11 protein-coding genes are annotated in these 18135 nt (G+C 51.1%); 8 read left to right on the forward strand and 3 right to left on the reverse strand.

Features of this window, described 5'->3' with window-relative positions; genetic code table 11:
- The first annotated feature begins 36 nt into the window (after window positions 1–36).
- Both BM030_RS06795 and BM030_RS06800 read left to right on the forward strand, forming a co-directional pair.
- A complete protein-coding gene (locus BM030_RS06795) occupies window positions 37–1956 on the forward strand; it encodes an ABC-F family ATP-binding cassette domain-containing protein (RefSeq protein ID WP_090972539.1) in 1920 nt (639 codons plus the stop codon).
- Window positions 1953–3248 carry a type IX secretion system plug protein gene (locus BM030_RS06800; protein ID WP_090972541.1) on the forward strand — a complete coding sequence of 432 codons (1296 nt, stop codon included), beginning with the start codon at window positions 1953–1955 and terminating at the stop codon, window positions 3246–3248. The genes BM030_RS06795 and BM030_RS06800 overlap by 4 nt, the downstream gene beginning before the upstream one ends.
- Here BM030_RS06800 and BM030_RS06805 read toward each other — a convergent pair.
- Together BM030_RS06805 and BM030_RS06810 are read right to left on the reverse strand one after the other, a co-directional pair.
- Window positions 3245–4093 carry an aminotransferase class IV gene (locus BM030_RS06805; protein ID WP_090972543.1) on the reverse strand — a complete coding sequence of 283 codons (849 nt, stop codon included), beginning with the start codon at window positions 4091–4093 and terminating at the stop codon, window positions 3245–3247. The genes BM030_RS06800 and BM030_RS06805 overlap by 4 nt on opposite strands.
- Before the next feature lie 46 nt (window positions 4094–4139).
- Window positions 4140–5171, reverse strand: a complete 1032-nt coding sequence (locus tag BM030_RS06810) for an RluA family pseudouridine synthase (RefSeq protein ID WP_090972545.1) — start codon at window positions 5169–5171, stop codon at window positions 4140–4142.
- A gap of 73 nt (window positions 5172–5244) precedes the next feature.
- On the opposite strand from BM030_RS06810, the gene BM030_RS06815 reads away from it, so the two are divergent.
- Together BM030_RS06815 and lat are read left to right on the forward strand one after the other, a co-directional pair.
- Entirely contained in the window at window positions 5245–6144 is a 900-nt protein-coding gene (locus BM030_RS06815) for a 1-aminocyclopropane-1-carboxylate deaminase/D-cysteine desulfhydrase (protein ID WP_317615100.1), read from the forward strand.
- Window positions 6145–6256: 112 nt separating this feature from the next.
- Window positions 6257–7588: an L-lysine 6-transaminase gene (gene lat, locus BM030_RS06820; RefSeq protein WP_090972549.1), complete on the forward strand. Its 1332-nt coding sequence runs from the start codon at window positions 6257–6259 to the stop codon at window positions 7586–7588.
- A gap of 159 nt (window positions 7589–7747) precedes the next feature.
- On the opposite strand, the gene guaB is transcribed toward lat, so the two are convergent.
- Complete coding sequence (gene guaB, locus BM030_RS06825; protein WP_090972551.1) at window positions 7748–9223, reverse strand: IMP dehydrogenase; 1476 nt, start codon at window positions 9221–9223, stop codon at window positions 7748–7750.
- A gap of 201 nt (window positions 9224–9424) precedes the next feature.
- Between guaB and BM030_RS06830 the strand changes: the two genes are divergently transcribed.
- The 4 genes from BM030_RS06830 (at window position 9425) to BM030_RS19825 (ending at window position 18071) form a co-directional block, all read left to right on the forward strand.
- Entirely contained in the window at window positions 9425–9886 is a 462-nt protein-coding gene (locus BM030_RS06830; protein ID WP_090972553.1) for a hypothetical protein, read from the forward strand.
- Between the two features lie 156 nt (window positions 9887–10042).
- Complete coding sequence (gene secDF / locus BM030_RS06835) at window positions 10043–13063, forward strand: protein translocase subunit SecDF (protein WP_090972555.1); 3021 nt, start codon at window positions 10043–10045, stop codon at window positions 13061–13063.
- A 176-nt stretch (window positions 13064–13239) separates the two neighbouring features.
- Window positions 13240–14736, forward strand: a complete 1497-nt coding sequence (locus BM030_RS06840) for a glutamate racemase (protein WP_244518737.1) — start codon at window positions 13240–13242, stop codon at window positions 14734–14736.
- 5 nt (window positions 14737–14741) lie between these two features.
- Entirely contained in the window at window positions 14742–18071 is a 3330-nt protein-coding gene (locus BM030_RS19825; protein ID WP_170845652.1) for a penicillin acylase family protein, read from the forward strand.
- Window positions 18072–18135: the final 64 nt, after the last annotated feature.

Raw genomic sequence — 18135 nt, forward strand, 5'->3', positions numbered from 1 at the left:
AAAGCCTTGTTACTTTTTAGTACCTTTGCCGTTGAAATGATTGCAATTAATAATCTTACATTCGAAATCGGTGCCCGGGCGTTATATGATGAAGCGAATTGGCACATCAAACCCGGCGACAAAACGGGGCTTATCGGTGCGAACGGCACCGGTAAAACCACCCTGCTGAAAATTATCGTTGGCGAGTATACCCCCACGTCGGGTACGATATCGATGGCCAAAGACATTAAAATCGGCTACCTTAACCAAGACTTGCTCTCGCACCAGTCGGATAAGAGCATTCTGCATGTGGCTATGGAGGCTTTTGAACGCCAGAACCAGCTGCATACTGAAATTGAGCGCTTGCTGGAAAAACTGGAAACGGATTATTCAGAAGATCTGATCCAGAAGCTGAGCGACAAGCAAATGGAGTTTGAAGCCTTGGATGGATATAATATCGAATACCGCGCACACGAAATACTTGCGGGACTGGGTTTCAGTGACGATGACCAGAAACGGCCATTGTCGGAGTTTTCGGGCGGCTGGCGCATGCGCGTCATGCTGGCAAGGATACTGCTCCAAACACCGGACATCCTATTGCTCGACGAGCCGACAAACCACCTTGACCTTCCCTCCATCAAATGGCTGGAAAGCTACCTACAGGCGTTTGAGGGTGCCATTGTTATTGTTTCGCACGACCGCTATTTCCTTGACCGGGTGGTGAACACCATTGTTGAATCCAAACGGGGAAAGCTGATCCAATATGCCGGGAATTACAGCTTTTACCTGGAAGAAAAAGCGCTCAGGGAAGAAATCCAAAGCAACCAGTACAAAAACCAGCAAGCCAAGATAAAACAGGAGGAGCGGCTGATTGAGCGGTTCCGCGCTAAAGCGAGCAAAGCCAAGATGGTGCAATCGCGGATAAAGGCGCTTGAACGCATGGAAAAAGTATCGGATGTAGAGGATTATAACCCGACCGTCAATTTCCGTTTCAAATTCAGCAAACAATCGGGCAGGCATGTGGCCCGCCTTGAAAATGTGAGTAAATCGTACCCCGGCAACCCGATTCTTGAGCGTGCTGACGCGGTTATCGAAAAAGGCGACAAAATTGCCCTTATCGGCGCAAATGGCAGGGGTAAGTCAACGTTGCTGCGCATCATCGCCGGCACGGACAACGATTTTTCCGGCGTCTGCGAAACCGGCCATAACGTAACGCAGACATTTTTCGCGCAGCACCAACTGGAAGCGCTCCACCTTGAACATGAGATATTGCAGGAGTTGCAACAGTTTGCACCTAAGCACACCGAAACCGAGCTGCGCTCCATATTGGGTTGTTTCCTGTTTACGGGAGACGATGTCTTCAAAAAGATAAGGGTGCTATCGGGCGGCGAGAAATCGCGCGTGGCACTGGCCAAAGCCCTTACGGCCGACGCCAATTTCCTGATATTGGACGAACCGACCAACCACCTGGACATCCAATCCGTCAACATCCTTATACAAGCGCTTCAGCAGTTTGAAGGAACCTTCATCGTGGTGTCGCATGACCGGTACCTGCTGGATAACGTGGCTAACAAAATATGGTATATCGAAGACCGTAAGATAAAGGAATATCCCGGCACTTACGAGGAATATGAAACCTGGCAAACCAAGCGCGAATCCAAACCGCCGGCCGTGAAAAACACGTCTAAACAGGCTGCCCCCAAAATGGAGAAGCAGCCTAAAAACGATGACAAAGACCGGCAGAGCAAAAAGCTGCATAAAGATCTTGAAGCGACCGAACAGCGCATCGCTGAAAAAGAGCAGTCCATAAAGGACGCCGAACTGTTGATGGCCGACGAACAGCTATATGCCGATACCGATAAACTAAACGAAGCTTCCCAGCATTACGAACAGCTAAAAAAGGAATTACAGGTTTTACAGAACCAGTGGGAAGCGCTTGCCGAAGAAATTATGGCATTGGAGAACGGTGTATCATGACAAAGAAAGTTATTGTACTCTTGGTATTTTCCCTGTTGAGCTCGGGGCTTATGGCGCAAAAACAGAAAAAGAAGCGAGCATCGCGTGAACGCAGTCCGCAACAGGAACTGATATACGACAATGTTAACTACCTCGCTGATATCAAAACCGTGCAATGGCATCCGCGGGAGATGGAAAATGCCATGCCCGTTATTGAATTGCACAGCGACAGGCGGCTTATCCTGGCATTTGATGATCTGCGCGGAGATGTCCGTAACTACTATTTCAGCATTGAGCATTGCGACGCTGACTGGAAGCCCAGCAGGCTTTCGCCATTGGAATATGTAGATGGATTTAACGAAGACCGGATAACGGCATATCAGTCATCGGTAAACACGCTGCAGCCCTATACACATTACAGAACCGAGTTTCCCTCCCCGCATGTACGTCCGAAATTGGCCGGAAATTACCTGCTCAAAGTCTATGAGGATGCCGACAAGAGCCGTTTAGTCCTGACCAGAAAATTCTACGTACTGGCTCCATTGATGACAATCTCCCAGCAATTGGTTCCGTCAATGGACGTCGCTAAACGACGGACTAACCAAAAGCTCAACCTTAACGTCAATACCGGCGGGATTACCGTAAATAATCCCTATCAGGATATCAAAGTACTGGTTATGCAGAACCAGCGGCCTGATGTGCAACAGTGGCTTTCGGCCCCGGCATTCATTCGCAATAACGAACTCGTATATAATGAAAACCATACGCTGGACTTTGGGGGTGGAAACGAGTTCCGGTATATCGACCTGCGTAGCTTACGGCTTGCTTCGGAACGTATTGCCGGTATTGCCATGGATAGCACCGTGCGGGTAAAATTGCTGCCAGACGAAAGTTACCATACCGCCTCCTATGCGTCAACATTTGATGAAAACGGGGCCTATTTCATCCGGAATCTGGATAAGCCGGATGCCGAGACGGAGTCTGACTATATATGGGTAACTTTTACGCTTGAAAATACGTCTGTGGAGGATGGCTCGGTATATGTTGTCGGCGGATTCAACAACTATACGCGCAACGACGCGAACAAAATGGTGTACGACCACATGCAAAAAAAATGGCAGGCGTCGATATTACTCAAACAGGGGCTGTATGACTACGAATACGTTTACGAGGATCCATCCGGCAAAATCGACGCAGCGTTTTCGAGCGGAAACCATTTTGAAACCAATAACACCTACCAGGTACTGGTTTACCTCCGTCGTCCGGGTACCACGTGGGACGAACTCGTTGCATTTACGGCAATCAGCAATTAACAATTAACCGCGGCCAGCCGTTCCTGCAACATGCGCGATATCCGGTTGAAATAGCGCTTCTGTTTGTAACCCATTACCCATTGCACGCCATGAATGGCGTTGGTATGGAAAATTTCATCGGCTTCCTGCATGATATCTGGGCTAATCTGTGCTTCAATCACATCCAGCCCGCTGTCTAGCGCGATTTCGATGACGACCTTGCGCATAACCCCATCAATGCATCCTTCACTGATGGCCGGGGTATACAGTTTCTTACCGTACCAGAAAAAAATATTGGAACTGAGCGACTCACAGATATACCCATCCCGGTTCAGTATGACCACATCGTCAAGTCCTTTTTGTTTCCGGTACAGGCCGGCCATGACATACAATAGCGCGTTAGCGGATTTCAGTTTAGACAATTCACTGTACGGCTTGCGGTATTCGGTATAAACGTCTACAATCAACCCGATTTTCCGGTGCTTTACATCGTCAGGATCAAGCTTGGTCACGCTCATCACGTAAGCGGCCCTGTTCTGCTGCGGACTGTACAGCCCGCCCCCGTCACGGTATACCTGAAGGCGCACACGTGCGTGCTGACCCTCCAGGCCATTTTTCCGAATCAATGCCGCAGCCCGGTCACGGACAAACTGCTCGTTGAAGTCAGACACCCGGTCCAGATGCAGCATGCGCATGCCTTCATGCAACCTGTTCAGGTGGTGATGCAAAAAACGGATATCCCCGTCCATCCACCGCATGGTTTCAAAGAGGCCATCGCCATACCGGAAAGCCCGGTTTTCGGTGGTCAGGACGGCTTCGTTTTCCGGAATAAGCTTATTGTTGAAATCGATATAGTGTACCGGCATGTATGCGTGTTAAATATGCTTGTTGTTCAATTTTCGCGATATACCCTCAGGCATTGTACGCGACGTATCCTTTCCATTTTTCTAAACATAAACGGAAATCATCGGGCAATGGTGTGCTGAACTCCATTTTTTCCTTGGATGTCGGATGCACAAATCCCAAAGTTTGCGCGTGGAGGGCCTGCCGGGGCAAAAGGGCAAAACAGTTCTCTACGAATTGCTTGTATTTACTGAATACAGTGCCCTTTAAGATACGGTCGCCCCCGTAAACGGCATCGTTAAATAAGGGATGTCCAATGGACTGTAGATGCGCCCGGATTTGGTGTGTACGGCCGGTTTCCAGCCGGCATTCGATAAGGGTGACATAACCCAGCCGTTCAAGCACACGATAGTGCGTTACAGACCATTTTCCTTTTTCTGGGTCGTCATATACTGCCATGACCTTGCGATCCCGGGCGCTGCGACCAATATAGCCGGTGATGGTGCCATCCTCGGCGATATCGCCCCATACCAGGGCGATATATTTGCGCGATATACTATGGTCAAAAAACTGCTTGGCCAAAAAGGTCATCGCCCATTCGTTTTTTCCGATTACCAGCAGGCCGCTGGTGTCCTTGTCTATCCGGTGCACCAGCCCCGGCCGCCCGTCGTTTCCAGGCAATTGGGGGAAGTTGGCAAAATGATATACCAGGGCGTTCACCAATGTGCCTGTATAATTGTTGAATCCCGGATGCACCACCATACCTGCCGGCTTATTCACAATCAGCACATCATCGTCTTCATATTGGATATCCAGCGGAATGTTCTCGGGGTAAACTTCAGTATCTCGCGGCGGATGCGGCAGAACCACCGAAATGACATCCAATGGCTTTACCTTATAGCTGGCTTTTACCTGCTGCCCGTTTACGAGTACGGTTCCAGCGGCAATGGCATGTTGAATACGATTGCGGGACGCATTCTCCACCCTGTTCATCAGGAATTTGTCAATGCGCAGCAGGGCCTGCCCCTTGTCTACCACAATGCGCAGGTGCTCAAATAAATCCTGCTCATCAGGTTCCTGCAATTCCAATTCATCTGCCATGGCGCAAACATAGGTAAATTGCCAGTTATATGCAATTTGCCTATGTTTGCAGAAAAAACAGCCCATGTTTGCCATGGATATCCACAGCCCCGTTCATGCCCTTGACTTCCAGTTGTTCCGCGAAAAGCAGATCCGGGTTTATATGAAACGGGACGACATGATCCACCCGTTTATTTCAGGCAATAAGTGGCGAAAACTGAAATACACCTTGCAAGCTGCTCGCGCGCAGAACCGGACACACCTCGTTACGTTCGGGGGCGCTTGGTCCAACCACCTGCTGGCCACTGCCTGCGCCGGTGCCCGCTTTGGTTTTAAAACCACGGCTTTCGTGCGCGGTGAAGCGGTGTCGAACTTCCAGTTGTCGCTGTGCAGGCTTTTCGGTATGGAACTCCGGTTTGTCGACCGTTCGGCTTATCGCGACAAATACGCTTTGTTTGACCAATATTACGGAGAGAATGAGCAGGCCTACTGTATCGACGAAGGCGGTTACAGCGTGGAAGGCGCCAGAGGCTGTGCGGAACTGTTTGACGAACTGGACCAACAATACGATCATATATGCTGTGCCTGCGGTACCGGCACCACGTTGGCCGGACTGTACTTAGGTAAAACGGCAAGGGGAATCCCGGGACAGTTGCACGGCATTCCGGTATTGGCAGGCGGAGGATTCATACGGAAGTCGGTGGAAGACCTGTTGCAGCAACCGTTGGGCGATGATATCGTGCTCCACACGGACTACCATTTCGGAGGATATGCGAAGACTTCGCCGCAGCTCAATGCGTTTATCCATCAGTTCTGCCGCCGGACCGGTATACTTATCGAACCGGTATATACCGGAAAACTCTGCTACGGGGTGTTCGATCTTGCCAGACAAGGCTATTTCCAGCCCGGTACCTCTATACTCCTTATCCATACCGGGGGACTTACAGGGATGGCCGGCCTGCATGACCGGCTGGAACATCGGCATACCGAATAAGGGTTTAAACGCTTTAAACCCAGAAAACCGCAAAAACACGCAAATACCTGCAAAAAAAGTTGTGCCCAATGGCCTGAAATCCTATATTTGGGGATAACCAATTCCGTATAGTATGTATAGCATCAGCGTAACACCCGACAAGGTGCATCAAACACTGGCCAAGCATATCCTGGCCGATGGGTATGACATAACGTTTGACATGGCCCGCAGCCATGGCGTTACGATTTACGACGCCAAATATGAACGTGAACTGCTCGACTTCTTTACCTGTTTCGCGTCGGTGCCCCTGGGGTATAATCACCCTAAAATGACCGGTGACCCGGCATTCACCACGAGCCTACTCAATGCCGCATTGACCAACCCGTCCAACTCTGATGTCTATACGGTGGAATACGCGCATTTTGTCCAAACATTCGAACGCGTAGCCATCCCTGCCTACCTCCCTCATGCCTTCTTTGTATCTGGCGGCGCATTGGCCATTGAAAATGCGTTGAAGACGGCGATGGACTGGAAAGTACAGAAGAACTTCCAACGGGGATACGCGCAAGAAAAAGGCACCATGGTACTCCACTTCAAACAGGCATTCCACGGGCGCTCGGGCTATACACTTAGCTTAACCAATACGCAACCCGATAAAACCAAGTGGTTTGCCAAATTTGACTGGCCCCGGATAAACAATCCCAAACTGGCGTTCCCACTTACGGCGGCTAACTTACAAGATACGGAAAAACGTGAACAGCAAGCGATAGCGCAAATAAAACACGCATTCCTTGAGTACCGGGATGACATCTGCGCCATCATCATTGAGCCCATCCAAGCGGAAGGTGGTGACAATCATTTCCGCAGGGAGTTCTTCGAGCAACTCCGAACACTGGCAGACGAAAATGAAGCGTTGCTGATTTATGACGAGGTTCAGACCGGCGTCGGCCTGACAGGCAGATTCTGGTGTCACGAACATTTCGGGGCGCTGGCCAGGCCTGACATCATCGCCTTCGGAAAGAAAATGCAGGTTTGCGGTATCCTCGCAGGCCCCAGGGTGGATGAGGTGGACACCAACGTATTCCGTGTACCCTCCCGGATCAACTCCACTTGGGGGGGAAGTTTAGTAGACATGGTACGTGCGACAAAAATTCTGGAAATCATTGAAGAGGATAAGCTCCTGGGCCACGTCGAAAGCACGGGTAACTATTTACAACAGCAGCTGGCCGATCTGGCAGCCCGCCACAGTTCCCTGTCCAGTGTGCGCGGAAAAGGTTTCCTCTATGCATTTGACCTGCCCGATAAGCCAACACGCGACACGTTCCTGAAAAAGGGCATGGAATACGGAGCGCTCTTCCTGGGATGCGGCGAGCGGTCTATCCGGTTCCGGCCCGCGCTGATTATGCAGCCGTCGGATATCGATAAAGGAATGGCAATAGCTGATCGTATCTTGTCAGGTATTTAGAACTTCATTCTCATATGGGTTCAACCAACCCGAAGTTCAACAACACTATACAATAGTGGGATTACCAACCCACCCACCTGTTTATCGGATAAAATGAAACAAGGCTGTCAATCTGCAGGAGACAGCCTTGTTTCATTTGCGCTATGGTTATGGTAAGCCTTAGGGCCGGCTGTGGTAATTGGGTGCCTCCTTGGTAATCGTAATATTATGGGGGTGGCTCTCACGCAGGCCGGCGCCGGTTATCCTTACGAACCGCGCCTGCTGCAGCGCGGCGATCGTCGGTGCACCGCAGTACCCCATACTTGCCCGCAGGCCGCCTACATACTGGTAAACCACTTCGGCCAAGGTGCCTTTATAGGCCACCCGGCCCACGATACCTTCCGGAACCAGCTTTTTTATATCGTCTTCCACGTCTTGGAAATACCGGTCTTTCGATCCCTGTTCCATCGCTTCCACCGAGCCCATGCCACGGTACGACTTGAATTTGCGGCCCTCATAGATGATCGTTTCGCCCGGGGCCTCTTCAACGCCGGCAAACAAAGACCCCGCCATGACCGTGCTGGCTCCAGCAGCAATGGCCTTGGCAATATCGCCTGTCTGCTTGATGCCTCCATCGGCAATCACCGGGACATTCCGGCCGCGCAGCGCTTTGGCCACTTCATACACCGCGTATAGCTGCGGAACCCCCACTCCCGCAATAACGCGGGTCGTACAGATGGAACCCGGACCGATACCTACCTTCACCGCATCGGCACCCGCGTCCGCCAAATCGGTGGCTGCTTCCGCCGTGGCGATGTTCCCAACGATAACCTGAAGGTCGGGGAAGGCGGCTTTCACTTCCTTCAGCTTGTCGATAACACCTTTTGAATGGCCGTGTGCCGTATCAATTGTCACCACATCCACTCCGGCTTTTACCAACGCTTCCACCCGGTCCATCGTATCGGGCGTCACTCCTACCGCCGCGCCCACAAGCAGCCGCCCATGGTTATCCTTCGCGGCATTCGGAAAATGTTTGTATTTCTGGATATCCTTAAAGGTAATCAACCCAACCAACACATGGTTATCATCTACCACCGGAAGTTTCTCTATTTTATGGTTCTGCAAGATGGCCTCCGCTTTGAGCAGATCCGTACCAATCGGGGCGACCACCAGCCCTTCTTTGGTCATCAGTTCCGTAATGGGCCGCTTCATGTCCTTCTGGAACCGCAGGTCGCGGTTGGTAACAATGCCCACCAGTTTATTCGTGCTATTAATAATTGGAATGCCCCCGATTTTATGTTCCTTCATTATCTGGAAGGCATCCCCCACCGTGGCATTTTCACCCAGTGTTACCGGATCCTGTATCATACCGCTCTCGGAACGTTTTACTTTGCGCACCTCTGCTGCCTGATCGGCAATACTCATGTTTTTGTGGAGCATGCCTAACCCGCCGGCTTGCGCCAAGGCAATCGCCAAGTCGGCACCCGTAACCGTGTCCATCGCCGCTGATACCAACGGAATATTCAGTTTGACGGTTTTAGTCAGGTACGTGCTCGTGTCCACATCACGCGGAAGCACTTCGGAATATGCGGGGATTAGCAGTACGTCATCGTAGGTAAGACCTTCTGCTACGAATTTTTCTGGGGCTGAATGCATGGCAAATATGTATTGTAATTACTATTTGCCGGGCAAAATTACTTATTTTTTATGTCATTAACAAATAAAAAAAGTTTGTGGGGTTTTTACGTGTAAACAGCTGTATCCATTTTTTGGTATCCTTTTTGCATATGGTCAGGCAACATTGTTTAATTAAAACCAAAACAACATTATTAATTAAAATTAGCAACCCAGAGTAACATGAAAAAAACGATTATCAGCTCATTGTTTTGCGTATTGTTTTTACTTACTGTCCAACACGAGGTCCGGGCGCAGTCTTACCGCACAGCCGCGGGTTTATTCATCGATGCCGGAGACGGAACAACTTTCGTGGGGCCGCATATTAAGCATTTCTTTTCGGCAAGCAATGCCGGTCAAGCCATGATTCTGTTTGCCGGCCGCACAACCATCATTGGCGCTGAATATTCCTACAACCAACCTATTGCGGGGGCTCCGGGGCTAACATGGAACGTGGGTGTAGGACCGCAGTTGGCCATCCGCCGCGAAAACTCCGATTTCTATATTCGTCCGTTAGCGGGCCTTGAGTTTAAGATTCCGTCCGCTCCGTTGGCGTTCGGCCTTGATTGGCGTCCTGCCTGGGATGTAAGCAACAGCTACTTCACTGCCGGACGTTTCGGTGTTGCATTTAAATTCACCTTCTAGAAGTCCGCCCTTTAAAATCAATAAAATACAGGCCCCGCCACGTGCGGGGTTTTTTATTGCCAAACCCTTCCATTATACAAAAATTTTATACCTTTGCCGTTCTTAACAAAACTCTATACAAAATAGAACGAAGTAATACTATAGCTAACGAAAAAAATGCAAGGTAAAGGGCTGATTCAATTTTTGGTGATAGCGGTCACGATAGCGTGTCTCTATTCCCTATCGTTCACATTCGTTACCCGTAAGGTGGAGCGCGATGCGGCGGCTTATGCCAAAGGTGACATCGCGAAGGAAAAGGCGTATCTGGATTCTATGGCAGGTGAAGTGGTTTATAATTTGGGTATCGCCAAATACACTTACCGCGAAGCCAAAGGAAATGAAATCGCGTTGGGGCTTGATCTGAAAGGCGGCATGAACGTGACCATGGAAGTATCATTGCAGGAATTGATACGCAACCTGGCCAACAATCCGAAAGACGGCCACTTCAATAAGGCGCTGGAAAATGCCAATGCCAGAAGCAAAAGCAGCCAAAGCGGGTATGTTGACCTGTTCGTTCAGGAACTGAAGAAGCTTAGCCCGAATACGTCCCTGGCCAGCTATTTTGCCACGAAAGACAATAGCGCCTATGTGAAACCCAACAGTACGGACGCGGAAGTACAGCGTTTTCTGGAACGGGAAGCCGAAAGCGCTATCGACAACACCTTTAAAGTACTGCGCACACGTATTGACAAGTTCGGGGTGACCTCCCCGAATATCCAACTGCAGCAGGGTACAAACCGCATCCTTATCGAGTTGCCCGGAGTAACCGACGAGGATCGTGTCCGCAAACTACTCCAGGGATCCGCAAAACTTGAATTCTGGGAAACGTATGACAACATGGAAATCTACCCCATGTTGGAAAACGTCAATACCGCCTTGGCCACGGCGCAGAAGAATGCTGAAAAAGCCAGCAACGACAATCCGGCCACCACTGCCAACGCGGCCGATACAGCAGATGCGGGATTGCTTGCTACACTGGGCGCCGGAAAAGACTCATTAGCGACCGATTCACTGGAAAACCAGCTTGCGCAGCAAAACCCGCTGTTCAACGTATTGCGACCCGTTACGGTCATGGCCCCGAACAATCAGGTAGTACTCGCCTCCGGTCCTGCCGTGGGGTATGCGCGTTTGCGGGATACGGCTAAAGTGAACCGTCTCCTTTCGGATCCGGTAGTAAAGCAGATCATCCCGTCCAACGTCAAACTGCTGTGGGCTGTCAAACCCAGTCCCCGCACGCCGGATCAACTTGAATTATACGCAGTCAAACCAAGCGGCGTAAATGCAGGCCCCGTATTGTCGGGCAACGTCGTTACGGATGCAAAGGACGATTTTGAGCCGGAAACCAACAACCCGATGGTCACCATGTACATGAACAGCGAAGGTGCCCGGGAATGGAGAAGGATTACGGCTGCGGCTGCACCGAAAAGCCCTAACGAATCCGGACAGGCCATTGCCATTGTATTGGATGGCGTGGTATACTCCGCACCTTCCGTTAGCGGTGAAATCCCGAACGGCATATCACAGATTACCGGTAACTTCACTATTGAAGACACCAAAGACCTGGCCAACGTCTTGAAAGCGGGACGTCTGCCTACAACGGCAAAAATTGTAGAAGAAGCAGTGGTGGGGCCATCATTGGGCCAGGCGGCAATTGATGCCGGTGTTAATTCATCGGTAATCGGTTTGGTTATCGTCCTCATCTTCATGATCGCCTACTACAACCGGGCGGGCTTGGTCGCGAATGTCGCGGTATTGTTCAACGTGTTCTTCATCATGGGGGTTTTGGCCTCGCTGAATGCCGTATTGACGCTTCCCGGTATCGCTGGTATCGTGTTAACAATGGGTACGGCCGTAGACGCCAACGTCTTGATTTATGAACGTGTCCGGGAGGAATTGAGGCTGGGGAAATCGATTCGACAAGCCATATCCGACGGCTATAAACACGCCATGTCGTCCATCTTGGATTCCCAGATTACTACTTTCTTGGTCGGCCTGATCCTATTCTTCTTCGGCAGCGGTCCCATCCTCGGCTTCGCCACAACGTTGATGATCGGTATTATCACCTCGTTGTTTACCTCCATCTTTATCTCACGCGTGATATTCGAATGGATGCTGAACAAAGGTTGGTCTATCGCCCTATCCAACCCATGGAGTGAAAACACGTTGCAAAAGGCCAATTATGCCTTCGTGCAAAACCGCAGAAAATTCTATTTGGTATCTGGGATTATCGTGGTAATCGGATTGGCGTCTATCTTCACCAAGGGCTTCAGCCTCGGGGTAGACTTCCAGGGCGGACGGACATACACCGTGCGGTTCGAAAAGCCTGTTGATCTGGAGGAGGTACGATCAAACCTGAATAACGCCTTCGGTATGACGACCGAAGTGAAGACTTTCGGTGCCGATAACCAAGTACGCGTAACCACTGCTTACCACATAGAAGAAACCAGTGACGAAGCCGATAAAGACGTACTGGAGAAATTAACCAGCGGATTGGAAAAAATCCAGGGCAATGACTATGAGATAGCAAGCTCGCAGAAAGTTGGTCCTACAATTGCCAATGACATGAAGGTACGGGCGTTCTACGCCGGTATTGCAGCCGTTATCGTTATTGCGCTTTACATCCTGTTACGCTTCCGGAAATGGCAATATAGTCTTGCGGCAGCGATTACTACAGCCCATGACGCAATTGTTATACTCGCATTATTTTCAGTGCTGGACGGCGTCGTACCCTTTTCCATGGATATAGACCAACACTTCGTGGCGGCATTGCTGACCGTGATCGGCTATTCGATTAATGATACAGTGGTCGTGTTCGACCGCCTGCGGGAATACCTGGGATTATCCAAGTATAAAAAGGAGGGTTTCGGCGAAACCATCAACCTCGCCATAAATAAGACACTCAGCAGGACGGTGATTACCTCGCTTACGGTTATATTTGTACTTGCCGTTTTGTTTGTGTTCGGTGGTGAAGTAATACGGGGTTTCTCGTTTGCCATCTTGGTGGGCATCATTGTGGCTACATTTTCGTCCATCTTCCTGGCGGCTCCCATGGTGGCTGACCTGCAAGGCAACGGCCCCGCTGAAGAGACTGATTCGGCGGTAGCAAATAAAGCTCCGCTGAAACCGGCCAAAGCATAAGCCATACGATGGCATGAGTTAAACGGGCCGTTGGGACAGATGTTCATCAACGGCCCTTTTTTGTAATCTTTTCTACGCCCAAAAGGCTTTTCATCCGTCTTATACCATAAGCGGTTGATGGTTGGGTCCGGCAAAGCAATTCAGGCATCGCTGCATAAATAACTAATTCAATTAAAATGAAAACCGTAACGACACTATTAGGATGGATCGGCATGTGTGCCGTGCTGTATTCCTGCAACCAAACAGCTGGCGACAGCAACCGGCAAACCGGTGTGCTCTCTCCCATTGAACAGGCCATTATAACCGATACAGCAAGTTTTTATTATGTTGATGTGGCCGCCTATCCGGCACATGACGAATCGTTGCCGATAGGGGTATTCGATTCCGGCACAGGAGGACTTACGGTGCTGGACGCGCTGGTAAGGTATGATGAAAACAACAACGACAACCAAACGGCCGGAAGAGACGAAAGACCTGATTTCCAGAAAGAGAAATTCATTTACCTGGCAGATCAGGCCAATATGCCGTATGGCAACTACCACAGCGAACAGAAATCAGATTTACTGGTAGAGCATACCATCAAGGATGTCCAGTTCCTGCTTTCAAACCGCTATTATCCGCAGGCCTCGTCGGTTGAGCCCTCTGGCAGGAAACAACCGGTGAAAGCCATCGTTATTGCCTGTAATACTGCTACCGCCTATGGCAAAGCGGCCATTGACGCATTCATGGAAAAAGCGGGATTGAATATTCCGGTCATCGGTGTCATTGATGCCGGTGCGCGCGGTGCATTGGCCGCCTTCGGGAAGGATGAAAGCGGTTCCATCGGAGTATTTGCTACGGTGGGAACCATTGCGTCCAAAGGGTACGAGAAAACATTAATGCGCATCAAGGATGAACTGGGATACACGGGGAATATCCAGGTGTATAACCAGGGCGGCCATGGTGTGGCTGAAGCGGTGGATGAGGAACCAGATTTCATCGACCGGAGAGCAACCGCCCCGCGCCCCAACTATCGCGGCCCGGCGCTTGACAATAAGTCATACGCTATAGATAAAGATTTGCTCGACGTCTATCGGTTCGACTTCTCGGGCAATAAAATGCTTTGTGATAGCGAGTCGGCATTGGACTGCTCGATCATGCAGTTGAACGATACCGAGAACTATGTGCGTTACTATTTGGTATCCCTGCTGGAACAAATGCGTAAACAGCCGGATGCCAAGCCTTTGAAGGCCCTGCTCCTGGGGTGTACCCACTACCCCTACCTTACGGATAACATCAAGCAGGTACTGGATGAATTATACCATTTCCAGGAAGCAGGGGAATACCGGTACCGGCATTTGATGGCTGAAACCGTCCATATTATCGACCCGGCCGAGAATGTGGCAGATGAACTGTATACATACCTGAAAGCGCAGCAACTGTTCAACCCGGCGGGCGACATGACCAGCAGTGAGTTTTACATCAGCGTGCCCAATACCCACAATAGCAACGTTAAGACCGATAAAAGCGGGCACTTCACTTATGATTACAAATACGGGCGGCGGGCCGGTGAAATACAGGAATACGTCAAGGTCGTACCCTTTGATTATTCAAACATTCCTGCAGAAACCATTGAACGGATGAAAACGGCCATTCCGCAGACCTTTAGGCTGATTAACACGTTAAACCAATAAATACCATGCGAAAACACCTGCACGGCTTCTTACTTCTGCTCTTTTGCCTGCCCGGGGCGTGGCAACAAGGTCAGGCCCAACATATGGCAACCAAGCCTGACCCCTCCCCTATTCTACAAGCCATCATGCACCAATACCAGGCGGTAGGACTGGCTGTTGCGGTTGTAAAAGATGGCAACATCATCTACAACCAGTCTTTTGGCTGGAAAGACGCTGATAAACGTTTGCCGCTTTCCAACGACGATGTGTTCCGTATCGCTTCAATCTCAAAGTCCTTTTCCGCTACGGCCATTATGCAGCTCGTGGAAGCCGGCAAGCTGACGCTGGACGATGACGTCAGCGAGCTCATCGGATTCACGGTCAGGAACCCCCGCTACCCCGACGCCGTAATCACCCTGCGCATGCTGCTCTCACACACGTCGAGCCTTAACGACAGCCAAACCTACCACTCCCTTGACGTTGTCAATCCGGCGGCAAATCCGGATTGGCAGAAATGTTACAGCCGCTATCGCCCGGGAGAGCGATACAGGTATTGCAACCTGAACTATAATATGGTGGGTACCATTATCGAGCGGGTTTCGGGTGAGCGGTTTGACCGCTACATCAAGCGGCACATCCTGGATCCACTCGGTTTGTACGGAGGGTATTGCATCGATTCTCTTGACGCGCGCCGGTTTGCCAATATATACCGTTACAACGCTAAAGAAGGGCGTTTTAGCCATTCCGAAGCGGCTTATGCCCGCCAGAGTGATGAACTGGAACGATACGTAATGGGTTATAGCGCACCCATTTTCTCCCCTACCGGGGGAATGAAGATATCGGCGCGCGATCTGGCCCGGTATATGATCATGCACATGAACCTGGGGCATGTGGGGCAAACGGAAATCATGACAAGGGCAAGTTCCGAGGCCATGCAACGGCCCGTGGCGGCTGACATCCCCTACGGATATGCCATCCGTACAACTGATGAGCTCATCAAAGGCAAAACCCTCAAAGGGCATACCGGCTCGGCACATGGCCTGTATAGCACCATGTTTTTCGACCCTGAAGAGAATTTCGGCATCGTTGCCATGACCAATGGCTGTAGGCACGAAACCATCAACGGGTTCGATGCGCTCCTATGGTCTACCGTCAATTGCCTGTATACGCATTTTATTGGAGAGAATAACGATTTGGCGGACCAGGTCGTTGTACGCCGTACAAGTTACGGCATCCCGCATATCAAAGCCGATAACCTTCGTGCGGCGGGATATGCCATGGGATTTGTACAGCTTGAAGATTATGGAAGGCGCGTAGTAAACGGACTGGTACGGGCGCGCGGCGAGTGGGGCCGCTATCATCAAGCCAAAGCAGAAGAACAGGACGGCCAGATCGACCGTGACGCCGCAAATAAATTGAAATATTCGCGCGCGGCCACCACATACCACCGGCTTGGAGCAGACACCCGCGATGTGCTGGAAGGTTTTGCCGCCGGCGTAAACCGGTATATCGAGCTGCACCCCGATGAGTTTCCCTCCTGGGTTAAGCCCGACTTCACGGGCTATGATGTCCACGCATTAGGCATAGGCTCTTATAGCGAAAGCACCGTGAAAGCCTTTATCCGTGCACACCGGCGCAAACAGGATACCGCTAATATACACTCCGGCGCAGGCGAGCATTCGGTATGGGCCAACTTGGCCGTTGTTGCTCCTGATCCGCACCCAGACGAAGGCTCCAATACCTGGGCATTCGCACCCAGCCGTACTACAGGGGGAAATGCCATCTTAATGCGTAATCCGCACCTGTCGTGGGATGCCGGATATTATGAAGCACATGTGGAGGTGCCGGGGAAATTGAACTTCTATGGCGATTTCCGCATCGGCGGCCCCCTGGGCATCATATGCGGGTTCAACGCCGATCTGGGCTGGTCGACCACCAATAATGCGCCCGATACGGACGAAATTTATGCTGTACATGTTGATCCGGAGGATCCGAACCGGTATTTGCTCGACGGAGAAAGCCATATACTGGAAGAAAAATCAGTTGCAGTGACCGTCAAGAGTGGTACGGCACTGGACACGGCAACCCGCAAATTCCATTACACGTCCTTCGGTCCCGTCATTTACCGGGACGATAAACACATCTACGTGATGAAGGCCGCCGGAGACGGCGAATACCGTACGGGCGAACAATTCCTTCGCCTGATGTTGGCCCGCAATCTGGAAGAATGGAAGGAAGCCATGCGTATCCATTCGAAAACGACGTCGAATTTCACCTATGCCGACCGCGACGGAAATATTTTCTATGTCTGGAATGCCATGGTACCGGCATTGCCGCTACCTTCTGGCGGCGATACCACGGCTGTATTGGTCACCGCAAGCAACCAGGTATGGAACGCGCTTATCCCTTGGGATGATCTGCCGCAGTTGCACAACCCTGAGACGGGGTATTTACACAATGAAAACGACCCGTTCCATTTTACCAACCTGGAAGAACCTTTTGACGCGGCTGATTTTCCGGAACATTTCCCCGAACCCCGGCTACGGTTGAGAAGCCAGCGGGGGGTGCAGCTCGTTATGGGCAACGATAAGCGCTCACTGGAAGACATCATCGTACAGAAGCATGACGCCCGTTTATTGCTCGCTGACCGGGTAACAACCGACTTGATTGCTGCGGTACGCCGTACCAAGCCGAAAGGTGATATCGCCAAAGCGATTAAACTGATTGCCAAATGGGACCATACGGCCAATCACGACAGCCGTGGCGGCGTTTTGTTCGAGACCTGGTGGGATCGCTATGTAACGTTGGTAAACGGCGGCAAACAAGTTGCTTCCACGCCGGCATCCGCAGGCTATCCTGCGCCGGCTGATTCGCTCTTCAGCACGCCTTGGTCGCCAGAGAACCCCATTACCACCCCTTACGGTCTGGCCAGTCCGCAGAAGGCTGCCGAGGCTTTCGAATGGGCCGTGGAGCAGTGCAAAACACGCTATGGCGCATGGAATTTGCCGTGGGGCGACGTTTACCGGGCCCGTATCGGCGACAACGAAATACCCATAAGCGGCGCCCCCGGTGAACTGGGTTGTTTCAGGGTATTGTGGTTCCGGCCGCATGAAACCGACAAAACCAAGCGGGAAGTCCGGGGCGGTGACGGCTGGGTACTAGCCGTGGAATTCGGGGAAACGCCGCGCGCAATGTCTGTATTGGCTTACGGCCAGAGCAACAAATCAGGGTCGCCGCATGCATCGGATCAACTGGAGCTCTTCGCACGTGGAGAATTAAAGCCTGTGGCCTTTACCGAGGCAGAAATTCAAGCGCAATTGCTACGCACCTACCGTCCGGGAAAGGACTTTTTATAACTTTGCCGGCGTATAACTAACTAACGGAAGTAAACGCAAGATCATTTACGCTTAACACCATTGC

This window comes from Parapedobacter composti (genome assembly GCF_900112315.1).
In the GTDB taxonomy this organism is placed as follows: domain Bacteria; phylum Bacteroidota; class Bacteroidia; order Sphingobacteriales; family Sphingobacteriaceae; genus Parapedobacter; species Parapedobacter composti.